This window comes from Enterobacter sp. HSTU-ASh6 (assembly GCF_026319105.1).
Classification (GTDB): Bacteria; Pseudomonadota; Gammaproteobacteria; order Enterobacterales; family Enterobacteriaceae; genus Enterobacter; species Enterobacter sichuanensis.
The window spans coordinates 1-16,751 of record NZ_WSPD01000032.1; the positions used below are offsets into that span (position 1 = coordinate 1).

18 protein-coding genes and 1 riboswitch are annotated in these 16,751 nt (G+C 56.7%); of the genes, 12 read left to right on the plus strand and 6 right to left on the minus strand.

Annotated features, from left to right (window positions below; genetic code table 11):
- The first annotated feature begins 567 nt into the window (after positions 1 to 567).
- On the plus strand, positions 568 to 2,157 hold the full coding sequence (gene purH, locus GM298_RS22280) for a bifunctional phosphoribosylaminoimidazolecarboxamide formyltransferase/IMP cyclohydrolase (protein WP_095442150.1): 1,590 nt from the start codon (positions 568 to 570) through the stop codon (positions 2,155 to 2,157).
- Between the two features lie 15 nt (positions 2,158 to 2,172).
- Positions 2,173 to 3,465: a phosphoribosylamine--glycine ligase gene (gene purD, locus GM298_RS22285; protein WP_025759602.1), complete on the plus strand. Its 1,293-nt coding sequence runs from the start codon at positions 2,173 to 2,175 to the stop codon at positions 3,463 to 3,465.
- 83 nt (positions 3,466 to 3,548) lie between these two features.
- Here the strand turns inward: purD and GM298_RS22290 are convergent, their stop codons facing one another.
- From GM298_RS22290 to nudC, 6 genes are all read right to left on the minus strand, one after another.
- Positions 3,549 to 4,241, minus strand: coding sequence for a DUF1481 domain-containing protein (locus GM298_RS22290; RefSeq protein WP_266155341.1), 693 nt, complete (start codon positions 4,239 to 4,241; stop codon positions 3,549 to 3,551).
- 11 nt (positions 4,242 to 4,252) lie between these two features.
- Complete coding sequence (hupA, locus tag GM298_RS22295; protein WP_002445246.1) at positions 4,253 to 4,525, minus strand: nucleoid-associated protein HU-alpha; 273 nt, start codon at positions 4,523 to 4,525, stop codon at positions 4,253 to 4,255.
- A gap of 186 nt (positions 4,526 to 4,711) precedes the next feature.
- Positions 4,712 to 5,302 carry a YjaG family protein gene (locus GM298_RS22300; protein ID WP_032644509.1) on the minus strand — a complete coding sequence of 197 codons (591 nt, stop codon included), beginning with the start codon at positions 5,300 to 5,302 and terminating at the stop codon, positions 4,712 to 4,714.
- A gap of 41 nt (positions 5,303 to 5,343) precedes the next feature.
- Positions 5,344 to 6,015, minus strand: coding sequence for a deoxyribonuclease V (nfi, locus tag GM298_RS22305; protein WP_262784719.1), 672 nt, complete (start codon positions 6,013 to 6,015; stop codon positions 5,344 to 5,346).
- Between the two features lie 9 nt (positions 6,016 to 6,024).
- Positions 6,025 to 7,089: a uroporphyrinogen decarboxylase gene (hemE, locus tag GM298_RS22310; protein ID WP_095449982.1), complete on the minus strand. Its 1,065-nt coding sequence runs from the start codon at positions 7,087 to 7,089 to the stop codon at positions 6,025 to 6,027.
- 38 nt (positions 7,090 to 7,127) lie between these two features.
- Positions 7,128 to 7,901 carry an NAD(+) diphosphatase gene (nudC, locus tag GM298_RS22315; protein ID WP_025759607.1) on the minus strand — a complete coding sequence of 258 codons (774 nt, stop codon included), beginning with the start codon at positions 7,899 to 7,901 and terminating at the stop codon, positions 7,128 to 7,130.
- Positions 7,902 to 7,996: 95 nt separating this feature from the next.
- On the opposite strand from nudC, the gene GM298_RS22320 reads away from it, so the two are divergent.
- From GM298_RS22320 to GM298_RS22365, 10 genes are all read left to right on the plus strand, one after another.
- Positions 7,997 to 8,482 (plus strand): Rsd/AlgQ family anti-sigma factor, encoded by a 486-nt coding sequence (locus tag GM298_RS22320; RefSeq protein ID WP_045286642.1) that lies wholly within the window; start codon positions 7,997 to 7,999, stop codon positions 8,480 to 8,482.
- A gap of 54 nt (positions 8,483 to 8,536) precedes the next feature.
- Positions 8,537 to 8,645: riboswitch (TPP riboswitch) on the plus strand.
- A gap of 79 nt (positions 8,646 to 8,724) precedes the next feature.
- Complete coding sequence (gene thiC, locus GM298_RS22325; RefSeq protein WP_045286641.1) at positions 8,725 to 10,620, plus strand: phosphomethylpyrimidine synthase ThiC; 1,896 nt, start codon at positions 8,725 to 8,727, stop codon at positions 10,618 to 10,620.
- Positions 10,620 to 11,255, plus strand: coding sequence for a thiamine phosphate synthase (thiE, locus tag GM298_RS22330; protein ID WP_266155337.1), 636 nt, complete (start codon positions 10,620 to 10,622; stop codon positions 11,253 to 11,255). The genes thiC and thiE overlap by 1 nt, the downstream gene beginning before the upstream one ends.
- A complete protein-coding gene (locus GM298_RS22335) occupies positions 11,248 to 12,003 on the plus strand; it encodes a HesA/MoeB/ThiF family protein (protein ID WP_126801725.1) in 756 nt (251 codons plus the stop codon). Before thiE ends, GM298_RS22335 begins: the two co-directional genes overlap by 8 nt.
- Complete coding sequence (gene thiS, locus GM298_RS22340) at positions 11,987 to 12,187, plus strand: sulfur carrier protein ThiS (protein ID WP_025759613.1); 201 nt, start codon at positions 11,987 to 11,989, stop codon at positions 12,185 to 12,187. The genes GM298_RS22335 and thiS overlap by 17 nt, the downstream gene beginning before the upstream one ends.
- 1 nt (position 12,188) lies before the next feature.
- A complete protein-coding gene (gene thiG, locus GM298_RS22345) occupies positions 12,189 to 12,959 on the plus strand; it encodes a thiazole synthase (protein ID WP_025759614.1) in 771 nt (256 codons plus the stop codon).
- Complete coding sequence (thiH, locus tag GM298_RS22350) at positions 12,956 to 14,083, plus strand: 2-iminoacetate synthase ThiH (RefSeq protein WP_266155339.1); 1,128 nt, start codon at positions 12,956 to 12,958, stop codon at positions 14,081 to 14,083. The genes thiG and thiH overlap by 4 nt, the downstream gene beginning before the upstream one ends.
- Positions 14,084 to 14,419: 336 nt before the next feature.
- Complete coding sequence (locus GM298_RS22355; RefSeq protein WP_088244016.1) at positions 14,420 to 15,961, plus strand: sensor domain-containing diguanylate cyclase; 1,542 nt, start codon at positions 14,420 to 14,422, stop codon at positions 15,959 to 15,961.
- Positions 15,962 to 16,107: 146 nt separating this feature from the next.
- A complete protein-coding gene (locus GM298_RS22360; protein ID WP_014882067.1) occupies positions 16,108 to 16,413 on the plus strand; it encodes a PTS sugar transporter subunit IIB in 306 nt (101 codons plus the stop codon).
- Between the two features lie 3 nt (positions 16,414 to 16,416).
- Positions 16,417 to 16,734 carry a PTS lactose/cellobiose transporter subunit IIA gene (locus GM298_RS22365; protein WP_025759618.1) on the plus strand — a complete coding sequence of 106 codons (318 nt, stop codon included), beginning with the start codon at positions 16,417 to 16,419 and terminating at the stop codon, positions 16,732 to 16,734.
- Positions 16,735 to 16,751: the final 17 nt, after the last annotated feature.

Here is a 16,751-nt window from a genome sequence, read left to right on the forward strand (position 1 = left end):
ATTTAAAAGTTTGATGCTCAATGAATTAAACTTCGTAATGAATTACGTGTTCACTCGTTGAGACTTGGTATTCATTTATTGTCCGAAGACATTAAGAATCCATGTCACTTTGAGTGCCCACACAGATTGTCTGATAAATTGTTAAAGAGCAGTGCAACGCGGCTTTCGCTCACCGTTGCGAGGTGGCGTATATTACGCTTTCCTCTTTCAGAGTCAACCCGTTATTTCAGGATTTTTTCTCTTCAACCGACCGGGTTGTTTGTGAAGTGATTCACATCCGCCGTGTCGATGGAGGCGCATTATAGGGAGTTCTCCGCAGGCCGCAACCGCTAAATGACAGAAAGATGACTGACTGCTGCATTCCACAGCAAAACCCCGCCTTATACCTTTTTACACACAGACTTATCCACAATGATACGAAAAAGTGAAAATGTGCGAGCGTTGCGCAAACGTTTTCGTTAAAATGCTCGCGCTTCACAAGGATGCCTCGTCAGGTGTGTTAGATGAGTTTTTCACAGGAAAATTCATCTAACGCTCTCTGTAATCGTGAAATCCAGGGGATTTACCATGCAACAACGTCGTCCAGTCCGCCGCGCTCTGCTCAGTGTTTCTGATAAAGCCGGTATCGTCGAATTCGCTCAGGCACTTTCTGCACGCGGTGTGGAGCTGCTTTCTACAGGCGGTACCGCTCGCCTGTTAGCAGATAAGGGTCTGCCGGTAACCGAAGTGTCCGATTACACCGGTTTCCCGGAAATGATGGATGGACGCGTCAAAACCCTGCACCCAAAAGTCCACGGCGGTATTCTTGGCCGTCGCGGTCAGGACGACGCCATTATGGAACAGCATGAGATCGCGCCAATCGACATGGTTGTCGTTAACCTTTATCCGTTCGCCCAGACCGTTGCCCGTGAAGGCTGCTCTCTGGAAGATGCCGTAGAAAATATTGATATCGGCGGCCCGACCATGGTGCGCTCCGCGGCCAAGAACCATAAAGATGTCGCCATCGTCGTAAAGAGCAGCGATTACGAAGCCATTATTAATGAGATGGACGCCAACGAAGGGTCACTGACCCTGGAAACGCGTTTCGACCTCGCCATCAAAGCCTTCGAACACACCGCCGCGTACGACAGCATGATTGCCAACTACTTCGGTAGTCTGGTACCGGCTTACCACGGTGAAAGTAAAGATCCTTCCGGTCGCTTCCCGCGCACCCTGAACCTGAACTTCATCAAGAAGCAGGATATGCGTTACGGCGAGAACAGCCACCAGCAGGCTGCTTTCTATATAGAAGAAGAGGTAAAAGAAGCCTCTGTTGCGACCGCCCGGCAGGTTCAGGGTAAGGCGCTCTCCTATAACAACATTGCCGATACCGACGCCGCGCTGGAATGCGTGAAAGAATTCAGCGAGCCTGCCTGCGTTATCGTCAAGCACGCAAACCCATGCGGCGTTGCCGTGAGCACCTCCATTCTGGATGCCTATGACCGCGCCTACAAAACCGACCCGACGTCTGCCTTCGGCGGCATTATCGCGTTTAACCGCGAACTGGATGCCGAAACCGCGCAGGCCATTATCTCCCGTCAGTTTGTTGAAGTGATCATCGCGCCATCGGCGTCTGAAGAAGCGCTGAAGATCACTGCGGCGAAACAGAACGTGCGCGTCCTGGTTTGCGGCCAGTGGGCGGAACGCGTTCCGGGCCTGGACTTCAAACGCGTGAACGGCGGCCTGCTGGTACAGGACCGCGATCTGGGTATGGTGACAGAAGCCGACCTGCGCGTGGTGACCAAGCGTCAGCCAACTGAGCAGGAACTGCGTGACGCGCTGTTCTGCTGGAAAGTGGCGAAGTTCGTCAAATCCAACGCCATTGTTTACGCCAAAGAGAACATGACCATCGGGATAGGCGCAGGCCAGATGAGCCGCGTTTACTCGGCGAAAATCGCGGGCATTAAAGCAGGCGATGAAGGTCTGGAAGTGAAAGGCTCCGCCATGGCCTCTGATGCCTTCTTCCCGTTCCGTGACGGTATCGACGCGGCTGCCGCGGTAGGCATCACCTGCGTGATCCAGCCGGGTGGTTCTATCCGTGACGACGAAGTGATTGCCGCTGCCGACGAACACGGCATTGCGATGATCTTCACCGACATGCGTCACTTCCGCCATTAATTTCCGGAGCAGAAAATGAAAGTATTAGTGATTGGTAACGGCGGACGCGAGCACGCTCTGGCATGGAAAGCGGCCCAGTCTCCGCGGGTGAAAACGGTCTTCGTGGCACCGGGCAACGCCGGTACCGCCCTGGAACCCGCGCTGCAGAACGTGGCTATCGGCGTGACCGACATTCCGGCGCTGTTGAGTTTCGCCCAAAGCGAGAAAATCGACCTGACCATCGTCGGCCCGGAAGCGCCGCTGGTGATTGGCGTGGTGGATGCGTTCCGCGCGGCAGGCCTGAAAATCTTCGGCCCAACGGAAGGTGCTGCCCAGCTGGAGGGCTCCAAAGCTTTCACCAAAGATTTCCTCGCACGTCACAATATCCCGACGGCGGAATACCAGAACTTTACAGAGGTGGAGCCCGCTCTGGCTTACCTGCGTGAAAAAGGCGCACCGATTGTCATTAAGGCCGACGGCCTGGCTGCCGGGAAAGGCGTGATCGTGGCGATGACGCTCGAAGAAGCCGAAGCCGCGGTTCAGGATATGCTGGCAGGCAATGCTTTTGGCGATGCGGGCCACCGCATTGTGATTGAAGAGTTCCTCGACGGCGAAGAGGCGAGCTTTATCGTGATGGTCGACGGCGAGCACGTTCTGCCGATGGCCACCAGCCAGGATCATAAGCGTGTGGGCAATGGCGATACCGGCCCGAATACCGGCGGAATGGGGGCTTACTCCCCTGCTCCGGTGGTCACTGATGAAGTGCACCAGCGCACGATGGATCGCATCATCTGGCCAACTGTAAAAGGGATGGCTGCCGAGGGGAATACGTACACCGGTTTCCTCTATGCGGGCCTGATGATCGACAAACAGGGTAATCCTAAGGTCATCGAATTCAACTGCCGCTTTGGCGATCCGGAAACCCAGCCCATCATGCTGCGCATGAAATCCGACCTGGTAGAACTGTGCCTGGCGGCATGCGAAGGTAAGCTGGACGAGAAAACGTCCGAGTGGGACGAGCGTGCGTCACTGGGCGTAGTCATTGCTGCGGGTGGATACCCTGGCCACTACAACACCGGTGATGAGATCCACGGCCTGCCGCTGGAAGAGGTTGAAGACGCGAAGGTATTCCACGCCGGAACGAAGCTGGCTGACGATGACCGCGTACTGACCAACGGCGGACGCGTGCTGTGTGCCACCGCGCTGGGCCATACCGTAGCAGAAGCGCAGAAACGCGCCTATGCGCTGATGGCGGATATTCACTGGAACGGTAGCTTTAGCCGCCAGGATATCGGCTATCGCGCGATTGCGCGTGAGCAGGGGGAGTAATTTCCCCTCACCCTAACCCTCGGGAGAGGGGATCGTTCGTAGGCCGGATAAGCGTTAGCGCCATCCGGCTTAATCCACAGAACTCAGAAACTCTTCTCTGTCGGCTGCCAGGTGCAGAAGTCTTCGTTAGCCACCAGCAGCAGCTGAGAGCCTTCCGGCGCGTCAAGCCACGCCACACTCACTTCCATTGATGAATGCCGCTGACGTCGTTCGATGTGTTCGATGGCCCAGGATTCGAGATCAGGCTTGATGGTCTGCCCTTCGCAGGTTGTCACCGTCCCATCAGTATGCCAGCGCCCCTGGCGCAGCACGACGCGGCCCTGACGCAGCGCATCGCTGGTCTGGCGGATTTGTTCAGCTCGATAACGGTAGAGCGCGATTTGATCGCTGGAAAGCTGCTGTTTTTGACCGCTGACTTCACGCTGCATAAAGCTCAGCTCGCCGTGGTCGTCAAAACGCACTTTCACATGTTCGGGGGTTTTGCTGTAGACGTTCAGTTCAATGAGCGACAGCTCATCGCCCTGCCAGCGATATTCCGCCGTCGACGTATTGCCGTTATGCCACGGGCTAAACGCAGAGAGCAGATGAACTTCACCGCCGGAATCTTTACGCCAGATCCTGACCGCACCCTGGTTATCCGCGTAGCCACTGGCGGTAAACGGTGGCAGAGAGGTATCGTGGCTACAGGCTGACAGCAACAGCATGCCTGCCAGCGCGAGCGTTCCACGCCAGAAAGACAAAAGGGGCGTTGCCGCCCCTTCGCTAAAACTGTTCACTGCCACGCGTCTTACTTAACAGCGTCTTTCAGTGCTTTACCAGAAACAAATGCCGGCACGTTAGCTGCGGCGATTTTGATTTCTTTACCGGTCTGCGGGTTGCGGCCAGTACGCTCAGCGCGGTGGTTCACTTTGAAGGTACCGAAACCAACCAGTTGTACAGCATCACCTTCTTTCAGAGACTCAGTAATAGCAGCCAGGGTAGATTCCAGAGCAGCTTTAGCCTGCACTTTAGACAGATCAGCCTTGTCCGCAATTACATCAATCAGTTGAGTCTTGTTCATAAGTTATCCTTTCAATGTGTTTATCGCTTGCTAAGCATCGAGTGCGACGAAAATGCCAAAAAAGCACTCTCCTGCATACACGCACCGATAGCCACTTTTTTTCGCCCCCCAAATGTAGACCAGACAAGGGTCGAAAGGGAAGAGTCGAGGAGCGACAAAACGGGCGTTATCTCAAGTTTTCTTATCTCATTGGTTAAAAATTATACCAATATTGCTCTCGCCGGCCTCACGTAAGTCTGCGCGCAGCCCTTTTATCAGCTCAATATCGCGTTCTTCACACTCTGCCAGCAGGCGGAAAATTTCCCACTGAATGTCCCATTCTTGCTCTACGGCCGGGTTTGCACGCAGCTCTTCGTCGGTCATTTCACGACCTTCCTGGGTCATTTCCAGCATCGCCACGGTGGTGATAGACGCTTTACTGACTTCGATAGCATGCTCCAGCGTTTCGCCGCTCAGACGGGAGTGAAGCAGTTCGCTTAACGCCACGCAGGCATCAATCGCCGGGTAGACGCCATACAGGTCAAAATCATCCGCAACCGGAATCGCCTCTTCCAGCTTTTCCAGCTGAGAGTCGAAATTCACCTTCGCGTCTTTCACCGTCAGCGTTTCCCAGATCAGGTCCAGAATGCGACGATAAATATGCCCATCGCCAAAGCCCGTCTCCTTGCAAAACGCGGCATAGTTGGGATACATGCGCTCGCACAGGCAAGCCATAAAGGTGACGTGCTGCCAGCTTTCCAGCTTTTCCAGGCGCAGGTGAATCGGGTTTTGTAGCATGATGATCTCTCGAATCGAAAATTAGGCGCAGTTTACCTGAATCATCGCTGAATTTCCTGCCAACGAACAAAAGCTGGACGCGAAGAGGCCACGGCGTCTGCCCAGCGCGTGGGTTCCGGTAAACGGTAGCCCTTCATACAGCGCTGCACCCACGCCAGAGCGCTGTCCATACTTACCCGATGCCCGGTGGCGATAAACAGTGGGTTACAGCGGGCTTTACTGCGCCAGACCCATGCCAGCTGCTCCCCTTTATGGATAAGCGGCGCCAGCGCGCCCGGCTCAGCGGAAAGGGGTTCAAACGCGCCGCAGAGACGTTTCTTGGCGACGCCAATGGTCGGCACATCCACCAGCAGCCCAAAGTGGCTGGCAACGCCTAAACGGCGCGGGTGTGAGATACCGTGTCCATCGACAAACAGCAGGTCGGGTTTTTGCGAAAGTTGCTCCCACGCGGCCAGCAGCGCGGGATATTCGCGAAAGGAGAGAAAGCCGGGAATGTAGGGCATGGTGGTGGCGATACGCGCCACCTTGTATTCCACCAGCTCAAGCGAAGGGTATTTCAGGACCACCATCGCCGCTCGCGTCACTTCACCGCCCTTCTCGAACCCAACGTCGGCTCCGCCAATGTACTGAGGAGGATCCTTATCCAGCCGATCCTCACGGATCACTGATGAAGCCAGTTCGATTTGTTGAGCGCGTAGCGACGCGAGATCCATAACCACTCCTTACTGGTGATACTGGGCAGAAAGCCGATGCACCGCCTCCACAAATACGCCAGCGTGCTCTGGCGGCACATCCTGATGAATACCATGGCCAAGGTTAAAGACGTGTCCTTCACCCTTGCCGAAACCAGACAGTATAGTCGACACTTCTTCCTCAATGCGGGCAGGCGGCGCATAGAGCATGGAAGGATCCATATTGCCCTGCAGCGCCACTTTGTCGCCCACGCGGCGGCGGGCATCAGCGATATCGGTGGTCCAGTCAAGACCCAGCGCGTCACACCCGGTTGCCGCCATGGCTTCCAGCCACTGACCGCCACCTTTGGTGAACAGCGTCACCGGCACGCGGCGGCCTTCGTTTTCACGCAACAGGCCATCGACAATTTTGTGCATATAGTACAGCGAGAACTGCTGATAATCGCGGCCGGTCAGCACGCCACCCCAGGTGTCGAAAATCATGACCGACTGCGCACCCGCTTTAATCTGCGCGTTGAGGTAGAGCGTGACGCTCTTCGCCAGCTTGTCGAGAAGCGCATGCAGGGCCAGCGGCTCGGCGTACATCATCTTTTTAATCTGGGTGAAGGCTTTGCTGCTGCCCCCTTCAACCATATAGGTCGCCAGCGTCCATGGGCTGCCGGAAAAACCAATCAGCGGCACTTCGCCTTTCAGCTCGCGGCGAATGGTGCGCACAGCGTTCATCACATACCCCAGTTCTCCTTCCGGATCGGGGATCGGCAGCCTATCGACATCCGCTTTGCTTTTAATCGGGGAGGTAAAACGCGGGCCCTCACCGGTTTCGAAATAGAGCCCAAGGCCCATCGCGTCCGGAATGGTCAGAATGTCCGAAAAGAGAATGGCGGCATCCAGCGGGAAGCGACGCAGCGGCTGGAGCGTCACTTCGCAGGCCAGCTCGGCGTTTTTGCACAGCGACATAAAATCACCCGCCTGCGCGCGCGTGGCTTTGTACTCTGGCAAATAGCGTCCCGCCTGGCGCATCATCCATACCGGGGTGACATCAACGGGCTGGCGCAGCAGCGCACGCAGATAACGATCGTTCTTCAGTTCGGTCATTTTTGCAGTTCCTTAAGCGTCATGGCCCCAGTGTAACACTACTCATACTCGGCCCGACACATCGCCACGGTATCTTCTATCAGCCGACGCGCCACGGTGCCCGGTGGGGGAAGGAGCGGTAAATCGTCATAGCGATACCAGTTCGCTTCCAGCAGCTCTTTCTGATCGATAACGATCTCGCCGCTGTCGTATTCGGCCATAAAGGCCGTCATCAGCGACTGCGGGAAGGGCCAGGGCTGGGAGGTCACGTAGCGCAGGTTTTTCACTTTAATCCCACTCTCTTCCATCACCTCGCGCGCCACCGCCTGCTCCAGCGTTTCACCCACCTCAACGAAACCAGCCAGCACGGTGTGAATGCCGTTGCGATGACGGGTATGCTGGGCCAGCAAAATAGAATCCTCCCGGCGGATAGCGACGATAATGCACGGCGCAATTTGTGGGTAGTAGCGTTCGCGGCAGTGGCTGCAGAGCATCGCCCACTCGGTTTTGCTCGGGTGCATGGTGTGACCGCAGTAGCCGCAGTATTTATGCGAGCGGTAAAACTCCGCCAGCTGTACACCGCGCCCCGCCAGCTGGAACAGGCCCACGTCCAGATCCAACACCTGTCGAACCGATCCCATCTCCTGACGGCGGGGTTGTTGGATCAACCACACCGCATCTCCCTGCCATTCGCCGATCTTCAGCGCCGGCTGGCCCACAAGATCGAACCTCTCTGCTGCGCCATAAGGGATCTCCCCGTCAGGAAGCCATAATTTTTGTTCGTGACTGACGATCCACCAACCGAGATCTGATTTTTCAATAATACGATCCATATCTATTGCACTACCTTCGCTTCACTGACATGTTGTTAGCATTGTGGTTACATTCTGGATGAGCAGATTCAATCCTACACTTTGCGGAGTCGACCATGTTAAACCAGCTGGAAAGCCTGACTGAGCGCGTTAGAGGAAGTAACAAACTGGTGGATCGCTGGCTACATGTGCGCAAGCATCTACTCGTGGCTTATTACAATCTGGTCGGTATTAAGCCTGGCAAAGAATCGTTTATGCGGTTGAATGAAAAAGCGCTGGATGATTTTTGTCAGAGCCTGGTCGACTATCTGTCCGACGGCCATTTCAATATTTATGAACGTATTATCCGCGAAATGGAAGGGACAACACCGTATTTAGCGGCCAGCAAGCTCTATCCGCTGCTGGAAGCTAACACCCAGCAGATCATGGACTACTACGATTCCACGCTTGAGAACGCCATCGATCACGATAACTATCTTGAGTTCCAGCAGGCGCTTTCCGACCTTGGCGAAGCGCTGGAAGAGCGATTCACGCTGGAAGATAAGCTGATTAGCCTCGTCCTGGATGCCAGCCCCGAAGATAACATCATGCGCCCTGCTTGAGTTCTTAATCGTTAACGAGTAATTTACAACCATTCGCCCCTCTCACGAGGGGGATTTTTCTTGTCGGAGTGCCCAGAGCGAAAGCCGGGCTGAGACCGTTAATTCGGGATCCGCGGAACCTGATCAGGTTAATACCTGCGAAGGGAACAAGAGTCACACTGCTGTTGTATCGCCCACCGGGCGATCCTCTCTTGCTTCATCCGTCGTCTGACAAGCCATGTCCTTCACTTTTGGAATGAGCTATGTCTACTGCAAAACTGACCCGCCGCGAACAGCGCGCACAGGCCCAACACTTTATTGATACCCTGGAAGGCACTGCTTTCCCGAACTCAAAACGCATCTACATTTCCGGCTCCCGGGCGGATATCCGCGTCCCGATGCGCGAAATCCAGCTAAGCCCGACGCTTATCGGCGGCAGTAAAGATAACCCGCAGTATGAAGACAACGAAGCCGTGCCGGTGTATGACACCTCCGGCCCGTACGGCGATCCTGCTGTTGCCATTAACGTGCAGCAGGGTCTGGCGAAACTGCGCCAGCCATGGATTGATGAACGTAATGACTGCGAAGCGCTATCTGATCGCAGTTCGGCTTACACCAAAGCGCGTCTGGCCGACGACGGTCTTGATGAGCTGCGCTTCGCCGGACTGCTGACGCCGAAACGGGCGAAAGCGGGCAAACGTGTGACCCAGTTGCACTATGCGCGCCAGGGTATCGTCACGCCGGAGATGGAGTTTATCGCTATCCGTGAAAACATGGGGCGCGAGCGCATCCGCAGCGAAGTGCTCCGCCATCAGCATCCGGGCGAAGGCTTTGGCGCTCGCCTGCCGGAGAACATCACGCCGGAGTTTGTGCGTGATGAGGTGGCCGCAGGCCGTGCGATTATCCCCGCCAACATCAACCACCCGGAATCTGAGCCGATGATTATCGGCCGCAATTTCCTGGTGAAGGTTAACGCCAATATCGGTAACTCGGCCGTCACCTCTTCCATCGAAGAAGAGGTGGAAAAGCTCGTCTGGTCAACGCGCTGGGGTGCGGACACGGTCATGGATCTCTCAACCGGGCGCTATATTCACGAAACCCGCGAGTGGATCCTGCGTAACAGCCCGGTCCCTATCGGAACGGTGCCCGTCTACCAGGCCCTGGAGAAGGTCAACGGCATTGCCGAAGACCTCACCTGGGAAGCCTTCCGCGACACGCTGCTGGAGCAGGCTGAACAGGGGGTAGATTACTTCACCATTCACGCGGGCGTACTGCTGCGCTACGTGCCGATGACGGCGAAACGTCTGACCGGTATTGTCTCACGCGGCGGCTCCATCATGGCCAAATGGTGCCTGTCGCACCATAAAGAGAACTTCCTCTACGAACACTTCCGCGAGATCTGCGAAATCTGCGCCGCGTACGATGTCTCCCTGTCGCTGGGGGATGGCCTGCGTCCGGGCTCTATTCGCGACGCCAACGACGAAGCGCAGTTTGCCGAGCTGCATACCCTGGGCGAGCTGACCAAAATCGCCTGGGAGTATGACGTGCAGGTGATGATTGAAGGCCCGGGACATGTGCCGATGCAGATGATCCGCCGCAACATGACCGAAGAGCTGGAGCACTGCCACGAAGCGCCATTCTATACCCTGGGGCCGTTGACCACCGATATTGCGCCAGGCTATGACCACTTCACCTCCGGGATTGGGGCGGCGATGATCGGCTGGTTCGGCTGCGCCATGCTCTGCTATGTGACGCCGAAAGAGCACCTCGGTCTGCCTAACAAAGAGGACGTGAAGCAGGGGCTGATTACTTACAAAATCGCCGCCCACGCTGCGGACCTGGCGAAAGGCCATCCCGGCGCGCAAATCCGCGATAACGCCATGTCGAAGGCGCGCTTTGAATTCCGCTGGGAAGATCAGTTCAACCTGGCGCTTGACCCGTTCACCGCCCGCGCCTATCACGACGAGACCCTGCCGCAGGAATCGGGCAAAGTCGCGCACTTCTGCTCCATGTGCGGACCGAAATTCTGCTCAATGAAAATCAGCCAGGAGGTACGCGACTACGCCGCCACACAAACCATTGAAGTGGGCATGGCGGACATGTCTGAAACCTTCCGCGCCAAAGGCGGCGAAATCTACCTCAAAAAAGAGGAGGCGTAATGTATCAGCCCGATTTTCCGCCCGTCCCCTACCGTTTAGGTCTCTATCCGGTGGTGGACAGCGTGGCGTGGATCAAATGTCTGCTGGAGGCAGGCGTTCGCACGATCCAGTTGCGCATCAAGGATAAACACGATGACGAGGTGGAGGCGGATATGGTCGCCGCCATTGCGCTGGGGCGTCAGTATCACGCCCGTCTGTTTATCAACGACTACTGGCGACTGGCCGTTAAGCACCAGGCTTACGGCGTGCATCTGGGGCAGGAGGATCTGGAAACAACGGACCTGAGCGCTATCCGGGACGCCGGATTACGGCTGGGGGTGTCAACGCACGACGACATGGAGATCGACGTGGCGCTGACGGCTCGCCCCTCCTATATCGCGCTCGGTCACGTCTTTCCGACGCAAACCAAACAGATGCCCTCCGCACCGCAGGGGCTGACGCAGCTGGCGGGTCACGTCAAACGCCTTGCCGATTATCCTACCGTTGCCATCGGCGGCATTAGCCTTGAACGGGCGCCGGCGGTGCTGGAGACGGGCGTTGGCAGTATTGCCGTCGTCAGCGCCATCACCCAGGCCGCAAACTGGCAGGCCGCCACCGAACAGCTGTTACAGCTGGCAGGAGCAGGTGATGAATGATCGTGATTTTATGCGCTACAGCCGCCAGATCCTGCTGGAGGATATTGCCATCGACGGGCAGCAAAAACTGCTCGCCAGCCGGGCGCTGATTGTTGGTCTGGGAGGATTAGGCGCACCTGCCGCGCTCTATCTGGCAGGCGCCGGCGTGGGCACGCTGGTGCTGGCCGATGACGACGACGTGCATCTCAGTAACCTGCAGCGCCAAATCCTTTTTACCACGGAGGATGTCAACCAGCCCAAAGCGCGTATTACCCGCCAGCGGCTGAATCAGTTGAACCCGGATATTACGCTTATTGCGCGCCAGGAGCGGCTCAGCGGCGAACATTTGCAGCGTGAAGTCGCCCTTGCTGATGTGGTGCTGGACTGTACCGACAATATGGCGACGCGCCAGGCAATCAACGCCGCCTGCGTGGCCACGCATACCCCCCTCGTCACCGCCAGTGCGGTGGGGTTCGGCGGCCAGATGATGGTCCTGACGCCACCGTGGGCACAGGGCTGCTATCGCTGCCTGTGGCCGGATGATGCCGAACCGGAACGCAACTGCCGCACGGCAGGCATTCTTGGTCCGGTGGTCGGCGTAATGGGCACCATGCAGGCGCTGGAAGCCATCAAGCTACTCAGCGGCATGGAGACGGAACGCAATACCCTGCGGCTGTTTGATGCCCGCTCCAGCGGCTGGCGCCACCTGGCGCTGCACCGTGACAGCCGCTGCCCGGTATGCGGAGGCCACGATGCGCATTCTGTTTAACGATGAGCCGATGAAATGCGATGACGGCCTCACCGTTGCCGTCCTGCTCGACAAGCTGCGCCAGCTCAGGCCGGGAACGGCGCTGGCACTCAATCAACAGATCCTGCCGCGCGAGCAGTGGGAACATCAGCAGGTCAATGAGGGCGACCAGATCCTGCTGTTTCAGGTTATCGCAGGGGGCTGAGATGTTACGTATTGCTGATAAAATTTTTGATTCGCATCTGTTTACCGGAACCGGGAAATTCGCCTCGCCGCAGCTGATGGTGGACGCCATTCGGGAAAGCGGCAGCCAGCTGGTGACGCTGGCGCTCAAGCGCGTGGATCTGCGCCACCACAGCGACGCCATTCTGGCTCCCTTACTGGAAGCGGGCGTCACGCTGCTGCCCAACACCTCCGGTGCGAAAACCGCCGAGGAGGCGATTTTTGCGGCTCAGCTGGCCCGTGAAGCGCTGGGCACACGCTGGCTCAAGCTGGAAATTCACCCGGACGCGCGCTGGCTGCTGCCCGATCCCATCGAAACGCTGAAAGCGGCTGAAAAGCTGGTGCAGCAAGGCTTTACTGTTCTGCCTTACTGCGGGGCCGATCCCGTGCTGTGTAAACGGCTGGAAGAGGTCGGCTGCGCCGCCGTCATGCCGCTGGGCGCGCCTATCGGCTCCAATCAGGGGCTGGAAACCCGCGCGATGCTGGAAATCATCATCGAACAGGCCACCGTGCCGGTGGTGGTAGATGCTGGCATTGGCGTACCCAGCCACGCCGCGCAGGCGCTGGAGATGGGTGCCGATGCGGTACTGGTGAACACCGCCATTGCGGTTGCCGACGATCCGGTCACGATGGCCCGCGCGTTCCGCATGGCTGTCGAAGCCGGCTTGCTGGCAAGAGCATCCGGCCCCGGTTCTCGAAGTTTTCTGGCACAGGCCACCAGCCCGCTGACCGGTTTTCTGGAGGCGATCTCATGAGGACGTTTACCGAGCGCTGGCGGCAGCTTAACTGGGACGACATTGCCCTGCGCATCAACAGCAAAACGGCGGCCGACGTGGAGCGCGCGCTGCAGGCCCGACATCTGACCCGCGAAGATCTGATGGCCCTGCTCTCGCCGGCAGCCAGCGCGTACCTCGAACCGATGGCCCAGCGTGCCCAGCGGCTTACCCGTCAGCGCTTTGGCAACACGGTGAGCTTCTACGTGCCGCTCTATCTTTCGAATCTGTGCGCTAATGACTGTACCTACTGCGGTTTCTCCATGAGCAACCGCATCAAGCGTAAAACGCTCGATGAGGGTGAGATTGCCCGTGAGTGTGCGGCCATCCGTGAAATGGGCTTTGAGCATCTGCTGCTGGTAACGGGCGAACACCAGGGGAAGGTGGGAATGGACTATTTTCGCGAGCACCTTCCCGCTATTCGTCGTCAGTTCGCGTCGTTGCAGATGGAAGTGCAGCCTCTTTCGCAGGAGGAGTACGCGGAGCTCAAAACGCTCGGTCTGGATGGGGTCATGGTCTATCAGGAAACGTACCATGAGGCGACCTATGCCCGGCATCATCTTAAGGGGAAGAAACAGGATTTCATCTTCCGCCTGGAGACCCCGGACAGGCTGGGCCGCGCTGGCATCGACAAAATCGGTCTGGGCGCGCTGATCGGGCTCTCCGACAGCTGGCGGGTGGATTGCTACATGGTGGCGGAACATCTCCTGTGGCTCCAGCAGCACTACTGGCAGAGCCGTTATTCTATCTCTTTCCCCCGGCTGCGACCTTGCGCAGGCGGGATTGAACCGGCGTCGCTTATGGATGAGCGCCAGCTGGTGCAGACCATCTGCGCGTTTCGCCTGCTCGCGCCGGAAGTGGAGTTATCCCTGTCAACGCGTGAATCGCCGGCGTTTCGCGATCGCGTGGTCCCGCTCGCGATTAACAACGTCAGCGCGTTTTCCAAAACGCAACCTGGTGGCTACGCCGACGATAGCCCGGAGCTGGAGCAGTTTGTACCGCATGACGGGCGGCGTCCGGAAGCGGTCGCTGCCGCCCTGAGCGCTCAGGGATTACAACCAGTCTGGAAAGACTGGGACAGCTGGCTGGGAAGAGCCTCACAATAACGTTGCAACGTACCGCAACCCGATAAAAAAGTGTCGAGGCGCTACGGAGAGTCACAACCGGATGATTGCCAGCACTCATCCGGTTTTTTATCGTCGCAGGGTCAGCAACGGATGCTGTCCAGGGCGAAAAGCTTCTTCCTCGTTTCGCCCTGCCTCTGATTAATTGCGCAAAAAGCGCACGCCCGTTTAATAAGTATTTTCTTAATGATCCTTAAGATAAATCATCCCGTCAGTAATCATGTTCCGTATAATTCACCGCTAACCGCAGGACAGCGACTATGCTGAGAGGATATCGGCAGACGAAAAGTATTCACCATCAGGATCGATGTACAACTCATGGCACTTCACAGCAAAAAGCTCTCTTTTACCCGGCCAATCATGCTCAGCTTCGCGGGGATCCTCTGCAGTTTTGCGGTGATCGCGATCGCGGTGACGCTTTCGCAGAGAAAGGATTTTCTGGAGGATTATCACAAGATTAATAGCAATTTTACGCACAACCTGGCGGTGAACTACACCGAATCTATCCTGCGTGAGAATGACTATATCCTTGGCCGTGCCGCGATATACTTCGCGCGCGACGACAGGCTAAACGAGACGCTGAACGTCAACCCGACGCAGGGGCTGCAGATGGTGATGCATTTGCAAAACCTGATGCCGACCGTCTCCTCCATTTCGCTTGCCGACACGCAGGGGCATTATCTGCGCGCACCGGAAGTACTGCCCACGGAGAAGAGTAAAACCTTCGATCCCCGGACGCGCCCGTGGTTTATCGCCCAGGCGGAAGCCAGTATCTTCAGCCACTATACGCGCCCCTACATGGACTACTTCACCGGCCATCCGACAGTAACCCTCTATAAACCGTTGATTTCACCGGAAGGAAGACTAAAGGGAACGATCGCGTTTCATCTCGATTTGACCTCAATGGGCTATACGCTGCGTCAGATGGTGGCGCCCGTGCAGGGAGAATTCTTCGTCGTCGAACGTGACGGTGCCGTCGTGCTTCACCCTGATACCGGCGCGCTCTTCAAGAAGTACGTAAGCGAAGCGCTGATGGACAAAATGACCAGCGGCGAAGGCCACCTGTACGACAAGAAAAGCAATGCCTGGTATTACTACTACTCCTTTACTAACCCGGACTGGTTTGTCATCTACCGGGTATCAGGTGATACGCTCACCGATATTACCCGTCACGAAACGACGATTGTTGGCTGGGGATTCGCGCTGGCGGCCATCATTATCATTCTCTTTGGCTTATACCTCCGACACGCCTCGCGTAGCGTGCTGATGCACATTATCAATGCCATCAAAACCGGCGATGTCAGCGAGGCACCGCGTCTTGAAGCCATGCTGAGCCACACGATCCAGTCGAATAAAGAGCGCGAGATGGCCTATGTGCGCCAGGCGACTCACGATGCGCTGACGGGCTGTAAAAACCGCCGCGCATTCGACAGCGATGTCGCGGAATTGCTGAATGCCCAGCAGCCGTTTGCGATGGCGCTGGTGGATATCGATAACTTTAAGTCGATTAACGACACCCTGGGCCACCTGACCGGTGATATTGTCCTGCGCAACGTAGCCCGTGAAGGGATCCAGATTATGCAGCCGCATCACGTCCCGGTTTACCGCTACGGTGGAGAGGAGTTCGCGGTGCTCTTCCAGGCCGGGCAGATCGCGGACGCCTTCTCCTTACTGGAGGCATGGCGTACCGCGGTTGAAAAGCGCGTCTGGCGGGAGGAAAACCTGCGGGTCACGTTCAGCGGTGGTCTTGGGGAGTGGCATTTCGAACCGCTAGAGCAATTTGTAGAAAGTGTGGATAACGCTCTCTACAGTGCGAAGCGGCAGGGGAAAAACCGCATTCTTCGCACCTCCGTCGGCTGATTTTCGCGATGCCTGGCAAAATTGTAACCGGTTTCAGAAAAATGCTGATTTCTTTGTGATGCCTGACACACAATCGCGGTAAAGCGGTTGTTGAAGCGTTCTGCACGGGATAATTATCAATAAACACATGTAGATCGAGGCTGATTATGAAGAACATCGTTTTATGCTGTGCAGCGGGAATGTCAACCAGCATGCTGGTTCAACGTATGAAAGACGCCGCGCAGAAAAAAGGAGTAGAAGTCACCATTAAAGCCGTTCCGGTTGCGGAGTTTAAAGACAACATCGCGACGGCCGACATCGTTCTGCTGGGGCCCCAGGTGAAATACGAGCAGGCGAAACTCCAGGCGCAGGCCGACCCTCTGGGTAAAAAGGTCGCGGTGATCGACATGATGGATTACGGCATGATGAAAGGTGATGCCGTACTGGAAAAAGCGCTCAAACTTCTGGAGTGAACCATGGAAGATTTAGAAACAACGATCATGGAACTGCTGGTTAATGCGGGTGCGGCACGCAGTGCTGCCCTCACGGCGTTGCAGATGGCGCGTAAAGGTGACTTTACCGAAGCCGAGAAAGCGATGGAAGAATCGCGGGAATATGTGAAGCATGCGCACACGATCCAGACGCAGCTTATCGGTCTTGATGAAGGCAGCGGAAAACTGCCGGTAAACCTGATCACCGTCCACTCCCAGGATCACCTGATGAACGCGATGGTCATACAGGATCTGGCGGGCGATATGATTGAGCTGTATCGACGGATCCCGTTAGTAAACTGAAAGAGTGCAGATATAAA

What these genes read in the sequence shown, in the direction of transcription:
- purH (WP_095442150.1), top strand. Translation starts at nt 568, where the DNA reads ATGCAACAACGTCGTCCAGTCCGCCGCGCTCTGCTCAGTGTTTCTGAT.
- purD (WP_025759602.1), top strand. Translation starts at nt 2,173, where the DNA reads ATGAAAGTATTAGTGATTGGTAACGGCGGACGCGAGCACGCTCTGGCA.
- hupA (WP_002445246.1), bottom strand. Translation starts at nt 4,525, where the DNA reads ATGAACAAGACTCAACTGATTGATGTAATTGCGGACAAGGCTGATCTG.
- GM298_RS22300 (WP_032644509.1), bottom strand. Translation starts at nt 5,302, where the DNA reads ATGCTACAAAACCCGATTCACCTGCGCCTGGAAAAGCTGGAAAGCTGG.
- nfi (WP_262784719.1), bottom strand. Translation starts at nt 6,015, where the DNA reads ATGGATCTCGCGTCGCTACGCGCTCAACAAATCGAACTGGCTTCATCA.
- hemE (WP_095449982.1), bottom strand. Translation starts at nt 7,089, where the DNA reads ATGACCGAACTGAAGAACGATCGTTATCTGCGTGCGCTGCTGCGCCAG.
- nudC (WP_025759607.1), bottom strand. Translation starts at nt 7,901, where the DNA reads ATGGATCGTATTATTGAAAAATCAGATCTCGGTTGGTGGATCGTCAGT.
- GM298_RS22320 (WP_045286642.1), top strand. Translation starts at nt 7,997, where the DNA reads ATGTTAAACCAGCTGGAAAGCCTGACTGAGCGCGTTAGAGGAAGTAAC.
- thiC (WP_045286641.1), top strand. Translation starts at nt 8,725, where the DNA reads ATGTCTACTGCAAAACTGACCCGCCGCGAACAGCGCGCACAGGCCCAA.
- thiE (WP_266155337.1), top strand. Translation starts at nt 10,620, where the DNA reads ATGTATCAGCCCGATTTTCCGCCCGTCCCCTACCGTTTAGGTCTCTAT.
- GM298_RS22335 (WP_126801725.1), top strand. Translation starts at nt 11,248, where the DNA reads ATGAATGATCGTGATTTTATGCGCTACAGCCGCCAGATCCTGCTGGAG.
- thiS (WP_025759613.1), top strand. Translation starts at nt 11,987, where the DNA reads ATGCGCATTCTGTTTAACGATGAGCCGATGAAATGCGATGACGGCCTC.
- thiG (WP_025759614.1), top strand. Translation starts at nt 12,189, where the DNA reads ATGTTACGTATTGCTGATAAAATTTTTGATTCGCATCTGTTTACCGGA.
- thiH (WP_266155339.1), top strand. Translation starts at nt 12,956, where the DNA reads ATGAGGACGTTTACCGAGCGCTGGCGGCAGCTTAACTGGGACGACATT.
- GM298_RS22355 (WP_088244016.1), top strand. Translation starts at nt 14,420, where the DNA reads ATGGCACTTCACAGCAAAAAGCTCTCTTTTACCCGGCCAATCATGCTC.
- GM298_RS22360 (WP_014882067.1), top strand. Translation starts at nt 16,108, where the DNA reads ATGAAGAACATCGTTTTATGCTGTGCAGCGGGAATGTCAACCAGCATG.
- GM298_RS22365 (WP_025759618.1), top strand. Translation starts at nt 16,417, where the DNA reads ATGGAAGATTTAGAAACAACGATCATGGAACTGCTGGTTAATGCGGGT.